16 protein-coding genes and 1 pseudogene are annotated in these 17,737 nt (G+C 49.2%); 8 read left to right on the top strand and 9 right to left on the bottom strand.

Annotated elements, in window-relative coordinates:
• Window positions 1–11 precede the first annotated feature (11 nt).
• From SK33_RS11200 to yciA, 3 genes are all read left to right on the top strand, one after another.
• Window positions 12–755: a YciC family protein gene (locus SK33_RS11200; RefSeq protein ID WP_003020663.1), complete on the top strand. Its 744-nt coding sequence runs from the start codon at window positions 12–14 to the stop codon at window positions 753–755.
• 54 nt (window positions 756–809) lie between these two features.
• Complete coding sequence (locus SK33_RS11195) at window positions 810–1,349, top strand: septation protein A (protein ID WP_003020667.1); 540 nt, start codon at window positions 810–812, stop codon at window positions 1,347–1,349.
• A gap of 165 nt (window positions 1,350–1,514) precedes the next feature.
• Window positions 1,515–1,916 (top strand): acyl-CoA thioester hydrolase YciA, encoded by a 402-nt coding sequence (yciA, locus tag SK33_RS11190; RefSeq protein WP_003020670.1) that lies wholly within the window; start codon window positions 1,515–1,517, stop codon window positions 1,914–1,916.
• A gap of 64 nt (window positions 1,917–1,980) precedes the next feature.
• Here yciA and tonB read toward each other — a convergent pair whose 3' ends face one another.
• Window positions 1,981–2,709 (bottom strand): TonB system transport protein TonB, encoded by a 729-nt coding sequence (gene tonB, locus SK33_RS11185; RefSeq protein WP_172730099.1) that lies wholly within the window; start codon window positions 2,707–2,709, stop codon window positions 1,981–1,983.
• Between the two features lie 215 nt (window positions 2,710–2,924).
• On the opposite strand from tonB, the gene SK33_RS11180 reads away from it, so the two are divergent.
• Entirely contained in the window at window positions 2,925–3,221 is a 297-nt protein-coding gene (locus tag SK33_RS11180) for a YciI family protein (protein ID WP_003020675.1), read from the top strand.
• A gap of 295 nt (window positions 3,222–3,516) precedes the next feature.
• Window positions 3,517–3,726, top strand: a pseudogene (locus SK33_RS11175) (acyltransferase family protein); the annotation flags it as partial.
• 653 nt (window positions 3,727–4,379) lie between these two features.
• Here the strand turns inward: SK33_RS11175 and SK33_RS11170 are convergent.
• Window positions 4,380–4,553, bottom strand: coding sequence for a YciY family protein (locus SK33_RS11170; protein WP_003020684.1), 174 nt, complete (start codon window positions 4,551–4,553; stop codon window positions 4,380–4,382).
• Between the two features lie 142 nt (window positions 4,554–4,695).
• Between SK33_RS11170 and cls the strand changes: the two genes are divergently transcribed.
• The gene (cls, locus tag SK33_RS11165; protein ID WP_003020687.1) at window positions 4,696–6,156 is read left to right on the top strand and encodes a cardiolipin synthase; all 1,461 of its coding nucleotides are present in this window, start codon (window positions 4,696–4,698) and stop codon (window positions 6,154–6,156) included.
• A gap of 34 nt (window positions 6,157–6,190) precedes the next feature.
• Window positions 6,191–6,520 carry an HI1450 family dsDNA-mimic protein gene (locus tag SK33_RS11160; protein WP_003020691.1) on the top strand — a complete coding sequence of 110 codons (330 nt, stop codon included), beginning with the start codon at window positions 6,191–6,193 and terminating at the stop codon, window positions 6,518–6,520.
• Between the two features lie 37 nt (window positions 6,521–6,557).
• Here SK33_RS11160 and SK33_RS11155 read toward each other — a convergent pair whose 3' ends face one another.
• From SK33_RS11155 to ychE, 7 genes are all read right to left on the bottom strand, one after another.
• Complete coding sequence (locus SK33_RS11155) at window positions 6,558–7,394, bottom strand: ion transporter (protein ID WP_003020693.1); 837 nt, start codon at window positions 7,392–7,394, stop codon at window positions 6,558–6,560.
• A gap of 45 nt (window positions 7,395–7,439) precedes the next feature.
• On the bottom strand, window positions 7,440–8,444 hold the full coding sequence (gene oppF / locus SK33_RS11150; protein WP_003020696.1) for a murein tripeptide/oligopeptide ABC transporter ATP-binding protein OppF: 1,005 nt from the start codon (window positions 8,442–8,444) through the stop codon (window positions 7,440–7,442).
• Complete coding sequence (gene oppD, locus SK33_RS11145) at window positions 8,441–9,454, bottom strand: murein tripeptide/oligopeptide ABC transporter ATP-binding protein OppD (protein WP_003833364.1); 1,014 nt, start codon at window positions 9,452–9,454, stop codon at window positions 8,441–8,443. Before oppD ends, oppF begins: the two co-directional genes overlap by 4 nt.
• 11 nt (window positions 9,455–9,465) lie before the next feature.
• Window positions 9,466–10,374 (bottom strand): oligopeptide ABC transporter permease OppC, encoded by a 909-nt coding sequence (oppC, locus tag SK33_RS11140; protein WP_003020701.1) that lies wholly within the window; start codon window positions 10,372–10,374, stop codon window positions 9,466–9,468.
• 14 nt (window positions 10,375–10,388) lie between these two features.
• On the bottom strand, window positions 10,389–11,309 hold the full coding sequence (gene oppB / locus SK33_RS11135; protein WP_003020708.1) for an oligopeptide ABC transporter permease OppB: 921 nt from the start codon (window positions 11,307–11,309) through the stop codon (window positions 10,389–10,391).
• 122 nt (window positions 11,310–11,431) lie between these two features.
• The gene (gene oppA / locus SK33_RS11130) at window positions 11,432–13,063 is read right to left on the bottom strand and encodes an oligopeptide ABC transporter substrate-binding protein OppA (protein WP_048217865.1); all 1,632 of its coding nucleotides are present in this window, start codon (window positions 13,061–13,063) and stop codon (window positions 11,432–11,434) included.
• Between the two features lie 772 nt (window positions 13,064–13,835).
• Window positions 13,836–14,483 (bottom strand): NAAT family transporter YchE, encoded by a 648-nt coding sequence (gene ychE / locus SK33_RS11125; protein WP_003020714.1) that lies wholly within the window; start codon window positions 14,481–14,483, stop codon window positions 13,836–13,838.
• 487 nt (window positions 14,484–14,970) lie between these two features.
• On the opposite strand from ychE, the gene adhE reads away from it, so the two are divergent.
• Entirely contained in the window at window positions 14,971–17,649 is a 2,679-nt protein-coding gene (gene adhE / locus SK33_RS11120; RefSeq protein WP_003020717.1) for a bifunctional acetaldehyde-CoA/alcohol dehydrogenase, read from the top strand.
• Window positions 17,650–17,737: the final 88 nt, after the last annotated feature.

Below are 17,737 nucleotides of genomic sequence, written 5' to 3'. Positions count from 1 at the left end.
AAGGAGAGTGCATGTCTATCACGGCGAAATCCGTTTACCGTGACACGGGAAACTTTTTCCGTAATCAATTCATTACCATCTTGCTGGTATCGTTGTTGTGCGCGTTTATCACAGTGGTGTTAGGGCATGCCTTTTCCCCCACTGACGCACAAATTGCGCAACTCAGTGAAGGCGATCAGTTAACCAGCAGCGTGGGGTTGTTCGATCTGGTGCAAAACATGACCCCGGAGCAACAGCAAATTTTGCTACGCGCTTCCGCGGCGTCTACGTTTTCCGGTCTGATTGGTAATGCCATCCTCGCCGGTGGTGTCATCCTGATGATTCAGCTGATTTCAGCAGGTCATCGGGTCAGCGCATTACGTGCCATCGGCGCCAGTGCGCCAGTGTTGCCAAAGCTGTTTATTCTGATTTTTTTGACTACTCTGCTGGTGCAAATCGGTATTATGCTGGTTGTTGTTCCCGGTATTCTGCTGGCCATCCTGCTGGCACTCGCACCTGTGATGTTGGTACAGGACAAAATGGGTGTCTTTGCCGCGATGCGCAACAGTATGCGTCTGGCGTGGTCGAATATGCGACTGGTTGCGCCGGCAGTAATCGGTTGGTTGCTGGCAAAAACGCTGCTGTTGCTTTTTGCGCCAAGTTTTGCAGTACTTACGCCGAATGTAGGCGCGGTATTGGCGAATACGCTGAGCAATATGATCTCCGCGGTGTTGCTGATCTATTTGTTCCGCCTGTACATGCTGATTCGCCAATAAACCCTGAACGCATTCCGGGCTTGTACCCGGTGCTTTTGATGACGGAATCGAAGAATGAAGCAGTTTCTTGATTTTTTACCGCTGGTTGTCTTTTTTGCTTTTTATAAGCTTTACGACATCTATGCGGCGACCTCGGCGCTGATTGTCGCGACGGCTGTAGTGTTGATTTACAGCTGGGTTCGCTATCGCAAGGTCGAGAAGATGGCGTTAATCACCTTTGTCCTGGTGGCCGTATTTGGTGGCCTGACTATTTTTTTCCACAACGATGAATTCATTAAGTGGAAAGTAACGGTGATTTACGGGCTGTTTGCTGGTGCATTGCTGGTAAGCCAGTGGGTGATGAAAAAGCCGCTGATCCAGCGCATGTTAGGTAAAGAACTGACCCTGCCGCAGCCAGTGTGGTCGAAACTAAATTTAGCCTGGGCAGTCTTTTTCATCCTGTGTGGTCTGGCGAATATCTATATTGCATTTTGGCTACCGCAGAACATTTGGGTCAACTTCAAAGTGTTCGGCCTGACCGCCCTGACTTTATTCTTTACGCTGCTGAGTGGAGTCTATATTTACCGTCATCTGCCGCAAGAAGATAAATCGTAATACATGCTCGCCAGATCTGCGGATCTGGCGAATTTTTATCCCCTCGCGTTCCATAGAGCTGACAACCTGACTTACATCTGCTCTGCATGCCGCATCCCCTCTGTTCTCGACGCACAAATTCTAGTAGCATCGCGCCTGTAATCTTTCTCTATAGTCGGTTCTACAATGACAACAACGAATAACACTCCCCAGGGTGAACTGGTTTTACGCACTCTGGCCATGCCTGCCGATACCAACGCGAACGGTGATATTTTTGGCGGCTGGCTGATGTCACAAATGGATATAGGTGGCGCGATTCAGGCCAAAGAGATCGCACATGGTCGTGTGGTAACGGTGCGGGTTGAAGGAATGAGCTTTTTGCGCCCGGTCGCCGTAGGTGATGTAGTGTGTTGCTATGCTCGCTGTGTGAAACGCGGGACAACCTCAATCAGCATCAATATTGAAGTTTGGGTGAAGAAAGTCGCTTCTGAACCTATTGGCCAGCGTTATAAGGCCACCGAAGCTCTGTTTATCTACGTTGCCGTTGATAAAGACGGGAAACCGCGTCCAATCCCCACGTTGGCCTGATAGCACACGCCAGTAATGCTATCCGGCAATCATCACTCTTGATCATTGCCGGACGGCCTGATGCTTACTCGATCTGCGTTGTACCGTTTAATTTGAAAACAATATTCACCACAAGTCCGGAACCGGGTTTACCTGCTTCATAACGCCATCTACGCATCGCGTTTTTCACTTCACGCTCAAACATATTGGCAGGCTGCGCAGACAGGATTTCCACATTTTCAACCCGACCATCCGGCGTTACATTAAATTTGACCTTTACCCGCCCTTCAATGCGCAGCGCCTGAGCTCGCGCCGGATACTGAGGCTGATTACGGCTTAAAGCACGTGGACCCGATGGCGCACTGACCACCGGTTTGCTGGTAGTTGCCGGTGCTGTATTGGCCATTGTGCGCGTAGGTGCCGTATTTTCCAGCGGGGAGGCCGGGCGCGGTTCTGCTGGTTTAACATCGCGTTTCGGCTGCTCTTCCACCTTTTTCACCGGTTTTGGCTTCGGTTTAGGCTTAGGCTTCGGTTTTTCAATCACCACCGGCGCCTCTTTTGGTGGCTCTGGAATCGGCTCTGGTTCCGGTTCAGGCTCGACAACGGGTTCCGGCGGCGGCTGAACGGCCTGAGGTGGTTCGAGATCGGCAGGCGCGACCATCGTGACAGAGATCGGCTGCGCTGGCGCAGGCAGTTCAATAACCTGATGTACCGAGGTATACAGCAAACCAGCCACTACGGCACCATGAATGCCTACAGACAGTAATGTTGGCCAGGGAAAGCGACGAGGTAAATCAAGGGTCATTGAAGTCATAATCGTTTCAGTAAAAAAACCAGGCCCTGATTTTAAATGCAAATAGCAATCATATTCAATAAGCCCGTGGCGGTAACTGACATTTAAAACGCGATTTTATGATAATAAACCACTTTCAGAGTATGGCCTTAACATATCAGTTATCTTTCCGTTGCAGTTGTTAGGCCTTTCCAATAACGTTATTAACGACTTTTACCGTTCAAGGAGTTCTACCCGTGCTGTATGTTATTTACGCCCAAGATATCGCAGACTCTCTCGAAAAACGTCTTTCCGTGCGCCCTGCTCATCTGGCTCGCCTGCAACTCCTTCATGACGAAGGTCGTTTGCTCACGGCGGGCCCCATGCCAGCGGTCGATAGTAACGATCCCGGTGCGGCGGGTTTTACCGGCTCGACGGTGATTGCCGAATTTGAATCTTTGGAGGCGGCACAGGCGTGGGCGGAAGCCGATCCGTATGTTGCAGCGGGCGTTTATGCTCAGGTTTCAGTAAAACCTTACAAGAAAGTATTTTGACAAAACAAAAAGCCATTTTCATTTATAAAAATACTGAGCAGTAAGCAAAATACATAGCCAGTGAGGGCGCATTTAGGTGCACATTAGTCTAAACGCCCTCACTTCTCGTCTCTTTGCATTAATTCAGCATATCAAAGCAATGATAAGTACCCTTTTAAAAGGTAGCAACGACCGTATATTAGCGTTTCATTGATTGTTTCTTACTCAACCCCAGTGTATTTTATTACCTATCGAGATTAATTTGTCAAAATGCAGACAGGCTGTGTTGTCACGATATACGGGATTTTAGTCAATTATGGCTTTTGATTCGTTCCGTCCCGCCTCTCCCACGCCTAAATCATTCCGCCATGATATCAATGGCCTGCGAGCATGGGCTGTATTAGCGGTCGTATTTTATCACTTTGGCGTACCCGGATTTAGCGGTGGTTTTATCGGTGTTGATGTTTTTTTTGTTATATCAGGTTTCCTGATGACCGCCATCATCGTAAACGGCCTTGAACGTGGTAATTTACCCTATCTTTGCAAGGATGGGCGGTGTTGGGGAGATGCAGCTGGACGTCCACTTTACTCAGACAGTAACTATCTGAGCGCATTTGGCAGTACTCTTTTGCTCCCCATGTTTCAACGCGCATTTAAACAAGCAGAACATACCGAGGCGACTAACGCCCTGCAGCGTTGACGCTTGACCAAAATATGGGATCACATCCATTCGGATACCAATATTCCCCCAAGTAAAAAGCCGCGGATAGCGGCTTTGGTTGTTATTTTTTCTCGTCAGTGTAGCGACGAGCGTTGTCAAAAAGATTTGTACACATAATGACTTTCCTCAAAAGACAATAAACTAACAGAATAGAATAACGGGTAATACCTGACCACATTATTATGTACCACACACTCCAAAATAGAGTTATCGTTTTGATAATAAAAAGAAAAGTATAATCGGCGAGAAATTTACGCCGCCGTTTTTTCAACAGTCTTCATCTTCAATAATGGGGTAAGCTGTTCAAGTAGATACGGTACCTGAAAGATGACAATAATATAAATAATGAAATGGTTATCTCTTACCTGGACCAAAAGCGATCATGATAGTCAGGCAAGTATTTAAGGATCAGAACGAGAAAACAGACATTGGGCACCGCCAGCGGTGCCCTTTTGGGATCAGATGCTGTGGATCGCAAACAGCAACGAGTTGCGTTGATGGTTGAGAATGCACTTTCTGATAGTGTGGATACGCATATTACGACGCGATTGTCCTTCAAGCCAACGTGCTTTACGGCGGCTAGCCTGACGCAGCATCCGCCAGCGTCCCACTTCCGTTCTACTACGCTTCATGTTTACTACTCTTTCAGTCACTGAGTGACCATTATAACGCCACACCGAATGCAGACCAGCGGTTTTCCCGTGTTTTTATTTGCCAGATTAATCCTGATGCGTAAACTCTTAACAATACGCTTTCAAAAGGATTTTTAAATTTATGACAACCTTCTACACCGTGGTGAGTTGGCTGGTCATTCTGGGTTACTGGGTACTCATTGCTGGCGTAACATTACGCATTCTAATGAAACGACGCGCAGTGCCCTCCGCAATGGCCTGGCTTTTGATCATCTATATTCTGCCATTGGTAGGGATCATTGCTTATCTGTCCTTCGGTGAGCTCCACCTGGGTAAACGCCGCGCCGAACGTGCCCGGGCAATGTGGCCGTCAACGGCCAAGTGGCTGAACGATCTTAAAGCCTGTAAGCATATTTTTGCGCAGGAAAACAGCAGCGTCGCCTCCTCCTTATTTAAACTGTGCGAGCGTCGTCAAGGAATCGCCGGCGTTAAGGGTAATCAGCTGCAGCTGCTCACCAGTTCAGATGACGTGATGCAGGCGCTGATCCGCGATATTCAGCTGGCGCGCCACAACATAGAGATGGTGTTCTACATCTGGCAGCCGGGTGGTATGGCCGATCAGGTAGCCGAGTCGTTAATGGCTGCCGCGAGGCGAGGCATTCACTGTCGACTGATGCTGGACTCCGCCGGCAGCGTGGCGTTCTTCCGCAGCCCTTGGGCGGCCATGATGCGTAACGCAGGTATCGAGGTTGTAGAAGCGCTGAAGGTGAACCTGATGCGTGTATTTTTACGCCGTATGGACCTGCGTCAGCACCGCAAAATGATCATGATCGACAACTACATTGCGTATACCGGCAGCATGAACATGGTCGATCCGCGCTTCTTCAAACAAGATGCAGGCGTTGGGCAATGGGTTGATTTAATGGCAAGAATGGAAGGTCCGGTAGCCACCGCTATGGGCATCGTCTATTCTTGCGACTGGGAAATTGAGACCGGAAAGCGCATTTTGCCCCCGCCGCCGGACGTTAATATCATGCCGTTTGAGCAGGCCAGCGGGCACACCATTCACACAATTGCCTCGGGTCCTGGTTTCCCAGAAGACTTGATTCATCAGGCGCTGTTAACCGCAGCTTATTCAGCGCGCGAATATTTAATTATGACCACGCCTTACTTTGTTCCCAGCGACGATTTGCTGCATGCAATTTGTACGGCAGCGCAGCGTGGAGTCGACGTCAGTATCATTCTTCCACGTAAGAATGATTCCCTGCTGGTTGGCTGGGCAAGCCGGGCCTTTTTCACTGAGTTGCTGGCAGCTGGCGTTAAAATTTATCAGTTCGAAGGCGGCCTGCTGCACACCAAGAGCGTACTGGTCGATGGCGAGCTGAGCCTGGTCGGTACCGTTAACCTGGATATGCGCAGTCTGTGGCTCAATTTTGAAATCACGCTGGTCATTGACGATGCCGGATTCGGCGGCGATCTCGCCGCCGTGCAGGATGATTATATTTCGCGTTCCCGCCTGCTTGATGCCCGTTTGTGGGTAAAACGACCACTCTGGCAGCGGATAGCAGAGCGACTGTTTTACTTCTTTAGTCCGTTGCTGTAAAACGTGCCCATCAGACAGTAAACAGGTAGTCATTATGGATATGGATTTGAACAATCGCCTGACCGAAGACGAAACGCTTGAGCAGGCTTACGACATTTTTCTCGAACTGGCTGCGGATAACCTCGATCCGGCAGATATCATTCTGTTCAATTTGCAGTTTGAAGAACGCGGCGGTGCCGAGTTATTCGATCCGGCAGAAGACTGGCAGGAGCATGTTGATTTTGACCTGAACCCTGATTTCTTCGCCGAAGTGGTGATTGGTCTGGCAGATACAGAAGACGGTGAGATTAACGATATTTTTGCGCGCGTTTTATTATGTCGCGAAAAAGATCATAAGCTCTGCCATATTCTCTGGCGCGAATAATCAAACAAAAAAGCTGCTCTCGCAGCTTTTTTTATTTTTAGCCCGGTAGTTTGCTTCCGCAACGGTTACAAAACTGCGCGCTATGTTCGTGCTGCGCCTGCTGACACTGGGGACATTTTCGTTGGTGCCCGCGATGCTGGAACGCACTGCTCATGTGCGTGGTAATCAATCCCGTCGGTATGGCAATCACCGAGTAACCAATCAGGATAAGCACGGACGCTACCATGCGCCCCAACGGGGTGTGCGGTGTGATATCGCCATAGCCGACGGTGGTTACAGTAACAATCGCCCAATACACCGACGCATTCAGCGTAGTAAATCCATATTTTGGCCCTTCAATCAGATACATCATCGCACCAAAAACCACCATCAGAATGGCGATAAAGGAATAGAACAACATCAGCTGATGTCGGGCACTTTTTAACGCATTCCAGAACACCCGTAGAGAAGGCATAAAGCGCAACAGCTTGAGAATACGCAGGACGCGCAGGACACGCATCGCCCGCCAGGCGAAAACATAACTCAGACTGATTTCCGGCCATAGCCACATCACATACAGCGGCAGAATGGTGGCAAGGTCAACTATCCCCCAGAAACTAAACACATATTTGGCGGGATTGGCCCAACAGCATAAGCGCAGAAGATATTCGAGAGTAAAGACCAGAGTAATAAAGATCTCCAGCCAGACAAAAACGCGCCACTCCTCAAAGGTTAAATGGTATTGCGTCCCTACTCCGGACTCAATGAAGATAACAATAACGCTGAGCAAGGCGAATAGCGCGCACATACCTTCAAAGCGACGCCCTGAACGGGTGTTTAAATCGAATAATTTGCGAAAGAGCGCGCGGCGGACAGAAGAGACTAAACCTGGCACAGATACCTCACCAAAAAAAGGGCTGACTTTTGTCAGCCCTCGGAATTATAGCGGGTCTACTTTCAGGCAGGAAACTGCGTGTCGGAAACTTCCTTCGAGAACCGGGCGCGTTTTTGCGCATTCCGGCCCTGCAATCGGGCAGCGCGTACGGAACACGCAACCGGAAGGAGGGTTAATCGGGGACGGTAACTCGCCTTCCAGCAACTGGATAACCTTGTTCCTTTCCTGATCCGGATCGGGGATAGGCACCGCAGACATCAGCGCTTTGGTATAAGGATGCAGCGGGTTATGGTACACCTCGTCATAGGTCCCTAATTCCACCGCATGTCCGAGATACATAACCAGCACACGGTCGGAGATATGTTTAACCACCGCGAGGTCGTGGGCAATGAAGATTAACGATAATCCCATTTCTCGCTGAAGTTGTTGCAGCAGGTTAACCACCTGGGCCTGGATTGACACGTCCAGCGCCGAAACGGGTTCATCGCAGATAATCAACTTCGGTTCGAGGATCAGCGCGCGGGCAATACCAATACGCTGACACTGGCCACCTGAAAACTCATGTGGGTAGCGGTTAATCAGGTTGGGCAGTAATCCTACCTTCATCATCATCGCTTTCACACGATCGCGGACTTCCTGACCAGGAAGATTCGGATGATAAGTTCGCAGCGGTTCGGCAATGATTTCACCAATGGTCATGCGCGGGTTTAACGATGCCAGCGGATCCTGGAAAATCATCTGGATATCGCTGCGTACTTCCCGCCACTCATCGGGTTTCATGCCCAGTAAATCTTTACCCAGCCAGGCAACCTTTCCATCGGTGGCCTTCACCAGGCCGATAATCGCACGGGCAAAGGTCGATTTCCCGCAGCCTGATTCACCGACCACGCCCAGGGTTTCGCCCTCATACAGTCTCAGGGTTACGCCATCAACTGCCTTCAAGGTTTTAGATGGTTGCCAGAACCACTGTTTGCCATCTTTAATATCGAAATGGACTTTAAGGTCAGCAATCTCAAGGAGCACTTTACGTTGTTCGGTTACCGCATTCATACCAGTTCCTCCACCGGCTTAAAGCAGGCGCGCAAACGGCCTGGACTAAATTCCTCCAGTGGCGGAGCACTGCTACAGATTTCCATCGCATGCGGGCAACGCGGCTGGAATGGACAGCCTTTTGGCAGACGCAGCAGGTTCGGTGGGTTGCCCGGGATCGTGAGCATCTCTTCCCCTTCTGCATCCAGACGAGGTACGGCATTCAGCAAACCAATCGAATACGGATGAACGGGCTTATAAAAGACATCCCGCGCACTGCCGTATTCCATCGTACGACCGGCGTACATCACCAGAACTTTATCGCAAATACCGGCAACAACCCCCAGATCGTGGGTAATCATGATAATCGCGGTGTTGAATTCGCTTTTCAGTTCATTCAGCAGCGTCATGATTTGCGCCTGTACCGTCACATCGAGCGCAGTGGTTGGTTCATCGGCTATCAGTAATTTGGGCCTGCACAGCAACGCCATAGCGATCATAACGCGCTGACGCATACCACCGGAGAATTCATGCGGATACATTTTCATGCGCTTACGCGCTTCCGGCATTTTCACCGCATCCAGCATTCTGACCGACTCTTCAAAAGCTTCCGCTTTGCTCATGCCTTTATGCAGCATCAGAACTTCCATCAACTGCTCCCCGACCCGCATGTACGGATTGAGAGACGTCATCGGGTCCTGGAAAATCATCGAGATTTGCTCAGCACGCAGTTTGTTCAGTTCACGTTCCGGTAAGTTCAGAATTTCACGTCCGTTGAACGTTGCGGAGCCCCCGATACGACCATTAGCCGCCAGCAGGCCCATCAGGGCAAAGGCCGTTTGCGATTTACCTGAACCGGATTCTCCGACAATACCCAGCGTTTCTCCAGCTCGCAGAGAAAAGTTTAAATCGTTGACCGCAGTTACATCGCCGTCGGGGGTAGCGAACGTCACACGCAAATCTTTTACGTTCAGCAGTGCGTTAGCCTGTTGTTGCGCGAGCGGCGCGGTTGAGGTTTCAATTACGCTCATGGCTGCACTCCTTAACGGTCTTTCGGGTCGAGGGCATCACGCAAGCCATCGCCAATAAAGTTAAAACAGAACAAAGTGACCACCAGGAAACCTGCCGGAAACAGCAGCAGCCATGGTGAGACTTCCATTGAGTTGGCACCATCACTGAGCAGAGCGCCCCAGCTACTTAACGGCTCCTGCGTACCTAATCCCAAAAAGCTCAGGAAGGATTCAAACAGGATCATGCTCGGCACCAGCAATGAAGCGTATACCACCACCACACCCAGCACGTTCGGCACAATATGGCGGATAACGATACGCACGGTAGACACCCCGCCCACTTGCGCCGCTTCAATAAACTCTTTGCGCTTGAGGCTCAGCGTTTGTCCACGCACGATACGCGCCATATCCAGCCAGGAGACCATCCCGATAGCGACAAAAATCAGCAGGATATTTTGCCCAAAGAAGGTGACCAGCAGGATCACGAAGAACATGAACGGGAAGGAGTTGAGAATTTCCAGCAGACGCATCATCACCGAGTCGATTTTTCCGCCGAGGTAGCCCGACAGAGAACCGTACAGCGTACCGACAACCACCGCGACCAACGCCGCCGCAATGCCGACCATTAGCGAGATGCGCCCGCCAATCGCCACGCGCACCAACAGGTCGCGTCCCGACGAGTCAGTACCGAAATAGTGGCCTGATTCCGTATCCGGCGCGCTGGACATCATGCCCCAGTCGGTATCGAAGTAGGTAAACTGCGACAGCATCGGCGCGAGCGTCACGAACAGCGCAATAATTACCAGCACCACCAGGCTTGCTACCGCAGCACGGTTATGCATAAAGCGTCGACGCGCGTCCTGCCACAGGCTGCGGCCTTCGACCTCCAGCTTTTCACTGAAATTCTCCAGCGCTTCGCTGTTTTTCTTACTTAACATCATAGCGAGCTCCAGTATCAGTAACGAATTTTCGGGTCGATAACGGCATAAAGCACATCGACAATCGCGTTAAACACGATGGTCAGAGTACCCACCAGTATGGTCAGACTCAGAACCAGCGAATAGTCGCGGTTTAACGCGCCGTTGACGAACAATTGGCCAATGCCCGGCAAACCATAGATGGTTTCAATAACCATCGAACCGGTGATAATGCCGACAAATGCCGGTCCCATATAGGACAGCACTGGCAACAGCGCAGGTTTTAACGCATGGCGGAAAATAATCCGCCGCATCGGCAACCCTTTGGCGCGCGCGGTACGAATAAAGTTAGAGTGCAGCACTTCAATCATCGAACCGCGAGTAATACGAGCGATACTGGCGATGTAGGCCAGTGACAAGGCCACCATTGGTAGGATCATAAATTTCAACGCCCCACCGTTCCAGCCCCCGCCGGGCAGCCATTTCAAGGTTATGGCAAATATCATGACCAATAAGGGAGCGACCACGAAACTGGGGATAACTACCCCAGTCATTGCCACCCCCATCACCGTGTAATCCCAACGTGTATTTTGCTTCAGCGCGGCTATCACCCCGGCGCTAACGCCGACGAGTACCGCCAGAATAAAGGCTGCCGCACCCAGCTTCGCAGAAACCGGAAAACTCGAAGCAACGAGGTCGTTAACCGTGTAGTCTTTATATTTAAAGGATGGTCCAAAATCGCCATGCGCCAGCTGTTTCAGATAGCTGAAGTACTGCGTCGAGATAGGATCGTTAAGATGATATTTCGCTTCAATATTCGCCAGCACCTCTGGCGGTAACGCGCGTTCCCCGGTGAATGGGCTTCCGGGCGCAAGGCGCATCATAAAGAATGAAATCGTAATAAGAATAAACAGCGTCGGAATCGCTTCCAGACAGCGACGTAATATGAATTTTAACATTGCCCGTACCTTCTGGCGTGTGCCTTTATACCTCTTTAACCCCGACGTTCAGGTAAAGCGGTATTAATAGTTCGAAGAAAAAAGACACTGTGGGGCAAAAATGATTGCCCCACGTCTTGCCATTAATGCTTGATAATATACAAGTCTTTAACGTGGATATTATCCATCGGGTCTTTACCGGAGTATCCGCCAACCCATGGTTTCACCAGGCGGGCATTAACATAGTAATAAACCGGTACAATCGCAGAATCTTTATCCAGCTGCTGTTCCGCTTTCGAATACAGTTCGCTGCGCTGCGCTTCATCCGTCACTTTCAGCGTATCCGCAATCAGCTTATCAAATACCGGGCTCTTATAGTGGACGGTATTATTGGAGCTGTCGGACAGCACCATATTCAGGAAGGACGTCGGTTCGTTATAGTCCGCACACCAGCCCGCACGTGAAACATCATAGTTGCCCTGATGGCGCGTATCGAGGAACGTTTTCCATTCCTGGTTTTCCAGCTTCACATTAGCACCCAGATTTTTCTTCCAGATAGATGCCGCGGCAATAGCCAGCTTCTTATGCAGGTCTGAAGTGTTATACAGCAGGTCAAAGGTCAGCGGTTTCTCAGCGGTATATCCAGCCTCAGCCAGCAGTTTCTTCGCTTCTTCATTACGTTTTTCCTGAGACCACTTGAACCACTCTGGCTCAACCAGTTTCGCGCCATCGGTGTATGGAGGAGTAAAGCTATACGCTGGCAGATCACCCTGGTTTTTCACTTTATTGACGATAATGTCACGATCCAACGCCAGCTTCAGGGCGGTACGAACACGAACATCGTTGAACGGTGCTTTCTGGTTGTTGATTTCGTAATAATAGGTGCACAGATACGGGTCAACGTGGACTTCGTTCGGGATCTCTTTTTTCAGTTTCTGGAATAACTCAATCGGCATGTTGTTATAGGTCATGTCGATTTCCCCGCTGCGATAGCGGTTAACGTCAGTCACTTCAGAAGAAATAGGCAGGTAGGTTACCTGGTTAATAACCGTTTTGGCGTTGTCCCAATAGTTGGTATTACGCTCAAGCACAATGCGCTCGTTCACAACCCAGTCTTTCAGTTTATACGCACCGTTAGTAACGATGTTAGCGGGCTGGGTCCACTTCTCGCCGAATTTTTCAACAGCAGCTCTAGGAACTGGTGAAACGGAAGAGTGCACAAGCAGTTTGTAGAAATAAGGAACAGGTTCGCTGAGGGTGACTTCAAAAGTATGATCGTCGAGAGCTTTTACGCCGAGATCGGTGATCGGTTTTTTACCGGCGATAATATCATCAATATTGACGATGTGACCGTACTGCAAATAACTGGCGTACGGTGATGCAGTATTGGGATTAGCCAAACGTTGCCAGCTATACACGAAATCCTGCGCGGTAACAGGCGTGCCGTCAGACCACTTAGCATCTTTACGCAGATGGAATGTCCAGACTTTAAAATCTTTATTTTCCCATTTCTCAGCCACGCCAGGCGATGGTTTGCCATCGACATCACTGATTAATAAACCTTCAAACAGGTCACGGTTAATGTTGGATTCAGGTACACCTTCGATTTTGTGGGGATCGAGTGACTGCACTTCCGAACCGTTATTACGCACCAGAGTCTGCTTTTCAGCAAGCTGCACACCCGCTGGCACTACTGCCGCCGTGGCAACATTTCCAGCGACTAGCGCAGTTAAGATCCCCGCAGCTACTAAACTTTTTTTAGTGATGTTAGTCATTGTGTTGTACTCCCTCATTATTATGGCTGGTTTTTTAACCAGACTGTTAATCCTGTCAGGATCACTGTACGGCACCGGAGATTTTCTGCCGTCAGGTCGTTTTTTGTTTTACTACTTGCTATCACCGACTTTATTTATTCTGGCGGTTCGTACGACCGCCTTACGTCGATTATCTTCGTGCCTCCCCTGCCGGAAACACGCTATTACCCTGTTGAGAGAAACTAACTGCAAATGATTCTCATCAACGTGAATTCTTCTGCATAATACCTGGCCGGAAAGTATCAAATGCGTTTCTTAACCGCCAATACATTTTACAAATTTGTTAACCAATTCTCTTTTATTGGAAATAAATCTCACAAAGAAAGTCTTACGAATGAAGGTTTTTTGCAACAAATCCATAAAAAAACAATAAATTACATCAAGCCAGGTATTAACTACCCTGTCAGGTGTCAACATCACGTCAAAATGCACATAAATTTAACAATTGGTTATTAATTAGCACATTCAACTGAAAAAAACGCTGAAATAACTAATAACATTTCGATAATCCTTCAGCAAGCCCCAGAGTATGATGTTAATTAAATAACAGCGATATCAGGCTCTCTCTGGCAGATGGATGAGCGTTACATCCATAAAATCAATGAATAAACAAATGAATAACCATCAGCATTTTTTATTATCACTATGCTGATTTTCAACTTTAGTGAGAAGTTTTACTGATAATGAAAGGAAACGGAGCCGGGACCGACTCCGTTTGTACAGAAGAGAGATATCAGGCCAGCAAACCAGGGAAAATGGATTTGATACCTGTAACAATGAATTCGATACCCAAGGCCATTAACAGTAGCCCCATAATACGCGTAATGACGTTGATGCCAGTTTGTCCCAACAGTCGTACCAGCCATGGCGCCATGCGAAACAGCCCCCAGCAGCACAGGGCAAACAGCGCAATCGCGACAAAAAAGCCAAACAGGTTAATCGCACTGTGATATCGCGTACCCCAAACAATAGTTGAGCTTATCGCCCCCGGTCCCGCCATCAACGGCAATGCCAACGGTACAACGCCGATACTCTCACGAATTGCGGTTTCTGATTTTTCCTGTTTGTTTTGTTTATCTTCCCCTAGTTTTCCGCTAATCATTGACATCGCGATAGTCACAACCAGAATGCCGCCGGCAATCCTGAACGAATCTATTGAGATACCGAAAAGTTGCAGAATACCATCACCAAGAAACAGCGAAGTCCACAGAATGATAGCGACCGACAGGTTTGCCGTAAGGTTGGTTTTGTTTCGCGCTGCAGCAGTTTGATAACTGGTCATACTGATAAAGACAGGGATGATCCCTACCGGGTTGACCAACGCAAATAACCCAATGAAAAATTTAAAATAGACAGGAAAATCAAATAGCGTTTGGATCACGGTTAGCTCCGAAGCGTTAGCCGGATAAAATGAGTCATAAAAATTGATAAAATCCGCGCTGAAGATACGCCTTTTGTCAGCATACTTCACCTTCTATCTTCGTATATCTACGTAAATACGCTACCAATACTCAGTGTTATTAATATGTATTAATTATGCTAACGTTATTAGCATTCATTACGTCAATTTATTAACACTTAACGAGAAACGCTAAAAGGGCCTGCTGAAAGGTGTCAGCTTTGCGAATTTTTGATCCAGATCACGCAATTACTACTCAGAAGTGAGTAATCTTGCTTACGCCACCTGGAGGTAACGCGTTAGAGTTAACTGGCACTAGCGTATAAGCTCTTTTAGTAAATCAAAGTAAAGTGGACGTTAATTAACCGTTTGATTTTCAAACCGTTACACAAATTTTCGTCGGTCTGTCTATACTCTCGTATCGAGCAGATGATTTACTAAAAAAGTTTAACATTATCAGGAGAGCATCATGGCTGTTACTAATGTCGCTGAACTTAACGCACTTGTAGAGCGCGTAAAAAAAGCCCAGCGTGAATATGCCAGTTTCACTCAAGAACAGGTTGACAAAATCTTCCGCGCCGCCGCTCTGGCTGCCGCAGACGCTCGAATCCCTCTCGCGAAAATGGCCGTTGCCGAATCCGGCATGGGTATTGTCGAAGATAAAGTGATCAAAAACCACTTTGCTTCTGAATACATTTACAACGCTTACAAAGATGAAAAAACCTGTGGTGTGCTGTCTGAAGACGACACTTTCGGTACCATTACCATTGCGGAACCAATTGGTATCATCTGCGGTATCGTTCCAACCACTAACCCAACTTCTACCGCTATCTTCAAATCGCTGATCAGCCTGAAGACCCGTAACGCCATCATCTTCTCTCCGCATCCGCGTGCAAAAGATGCAACTAACAAAGCAGCAGACATCGTTCTGCAAGCAGCAATCGCTGCTGGCGCACCGAAAGATCTGATCGGCTGGATCGATCAACCTTCCGTTGAACTGTCTAATGCGCTGATGCACCACCCGGACATCAATCTGATCCTTGCGACCGGTGGTCCAGGCATGGTTAAAGCGGCATACAGCTCCGGTAAACCGGCTATCGGCGTAGGCGCAGGTAACACCCCTGTTGTTATCGACGAAACCGCTGATATCAAACGTGCTGTTGCATCTGTTCTGATGTCTAAAACCTTCGATAACGGCGTAATCTGTGCTTCTGAGCAGTCTGTCGTCGTGGTTGACTCTGTATATGATGCAGTACGTGAGCGTTTTGCGACTCACGGCGGCTACATGCTGCAGGGCAAAGAGTTGAAAGCAGTCCAGGACGTTATCCTGAAAAATGGCGCGCTGAACGCAGCTATCGTTGGTCAGCCGGCATACAAGATTGCTGAACTGGCAGGCTTCTCCGTACCAGAAACCACTAAGATTCTGATCGGTGAAGTGACGGTTGTCGATGAAAGCGAACCGTTTGCTCATGAAAAACTGTCTCCGACGCTGGCAATGTACCGTGCGAAGGACTTCGAAGACGCAGTCATTAAAGCTGAAAAACTGGTTGCGATGGGCGGTATCGGTCATACCTCTTGCCTGTACACTGACCAGGACAACCAGCCAGAACGTGTTGCTTACTTCGGCCAGATGATGAAAACCGCACGTATACTGATTAACACCCCAGCTTCTCAGGGTGGTATCGGTGACCTGTACAACTTCAAACTCGCACCTTCCCTGACTCTGGGTTGTGGTTCCTGGGGTGGTAACTCCATCTCTGAAAACGTTGGTCCTAAGCACCTGATCAACAAAAAAACCGTTGCTAAGCGAGCTGAAAACATGTTGTGGCACAAACTTCCGAAATCTATCTACTTCCGTCGTGGCTCTCTGCCAATCGCACTGGATGAAGTGATTACCGATGGTCACAAACGTGCGCTCATCGTGACCGACCGCTTCCTGTTCAACAACGGTTATGCAGACCAGATCACCTCCGTTCTGAAAGCTGCTGGCGTGGAAACCGAAGTGTTCTTTGAAGTTGAAGCTGACCCAACTCTGACCGTTGTTCGCAAAGGTGCTGAGCTGGCTAACTCCTTCAAACCAGACGTAATCATCGCGCTGGGCGGCGGTTCCCCGATGGACGCCGCGAAAATCATGTGGGTTATGTACGAGCACCCGGAAACTCACTTCGAAGAACTGGCGCTGCGCTTTATGGACATCCGTAAACGTATCTACAAGTTCCCGAAAATGGGTGTGAAAGCGAAGATGGTCGCCGTCACCACCACTTCCGGTACCGGCTCTGAAGTGACTCCGTTTGCGGTTGTTACTGACGATGCAACTGGGCAGAAATACCCGCTGGCAGACTATGCGCTGACTCCGGATATGGCGATTGTTGACGCCAACCTGGTGATGGATATGCCGAAGTCCCTGTGTGCGTTCGGTGGCCTCGATGCCGTCACTCACGCTCTGGAAGCTTACGTTTCCGTACTGGCTTCTGAGTTCTCCGACGGTCAGGCTCTGCAAGCGCTGAAACTGCTGAAAGAAAACCTGCCGGCGTCCTACCATGAAGGTTCTAAGAACCCGGTAGCACGTGAGCGTGTACACAGTGCAGCAACCATCGCCGGTATCGCGTTTGCTAACGCCTTCCTGGGTGTATGTCACTCAATGGCGCACAAACTGGGTTCTCAGTTCCACATTCCTCACGGTCTGGCGAACGCCCTGCTGATCAGCAACGTTATTCGTTATAACGCGAACGACAACCCGACTAAACAGACTGCATTCAGCCAGTACGACCGTCCGCAGGCACGACGTCGCTACGCTGAAATCGCAGACCATCTGGGTCTGAGCGCACCGGGCGACCGTACTGCCGCGAAAATCCAGAAACTGCTGGGCTGGCTGGAAGAAATCAAAGCTGAGCTGGGTATTCCTAAGTCTATCCGTGAAGCTGGCGTTCAGGAAGCTGACTTCCTGGCACACGTGGACAAACTGTCTGAAGATGCGTTTGATGACCAGTGTACTGGTGCAAACCCACGTTACCCGCTGATTGCTGAACTGAAACAGATCCTGCTGGATACATACTACGGTCGTGAGTACAGCGAAGGCCAGACCACCGCTAAGACTGAAGCAGTAGCTGCACCGAAAGCAGAAAAGAAAGCGAAGAAATCCGCTTAATTTTCTCAGATAAGTTTTAGTTTCACTATAAACGGTCCCAGTTGGGACCGTTTTTTTTCGTCTTGTGTTATGAAAATTGAGTGCTCCC

It is taken from the genome of Citrobacter sp. MGH103 (assembly GCF_001034475.2).
Taxonomy (GTDB): domain Bacteria; phylum Pseudomonadota; class Gammaproteobacteria; order Enterobacterales; family Enterobacteriaceae; genus Citrobacter; species Citrobacter freundii.
This window is presented reverse-complemented; position numbering and strand designations above follow the sequence as displayed.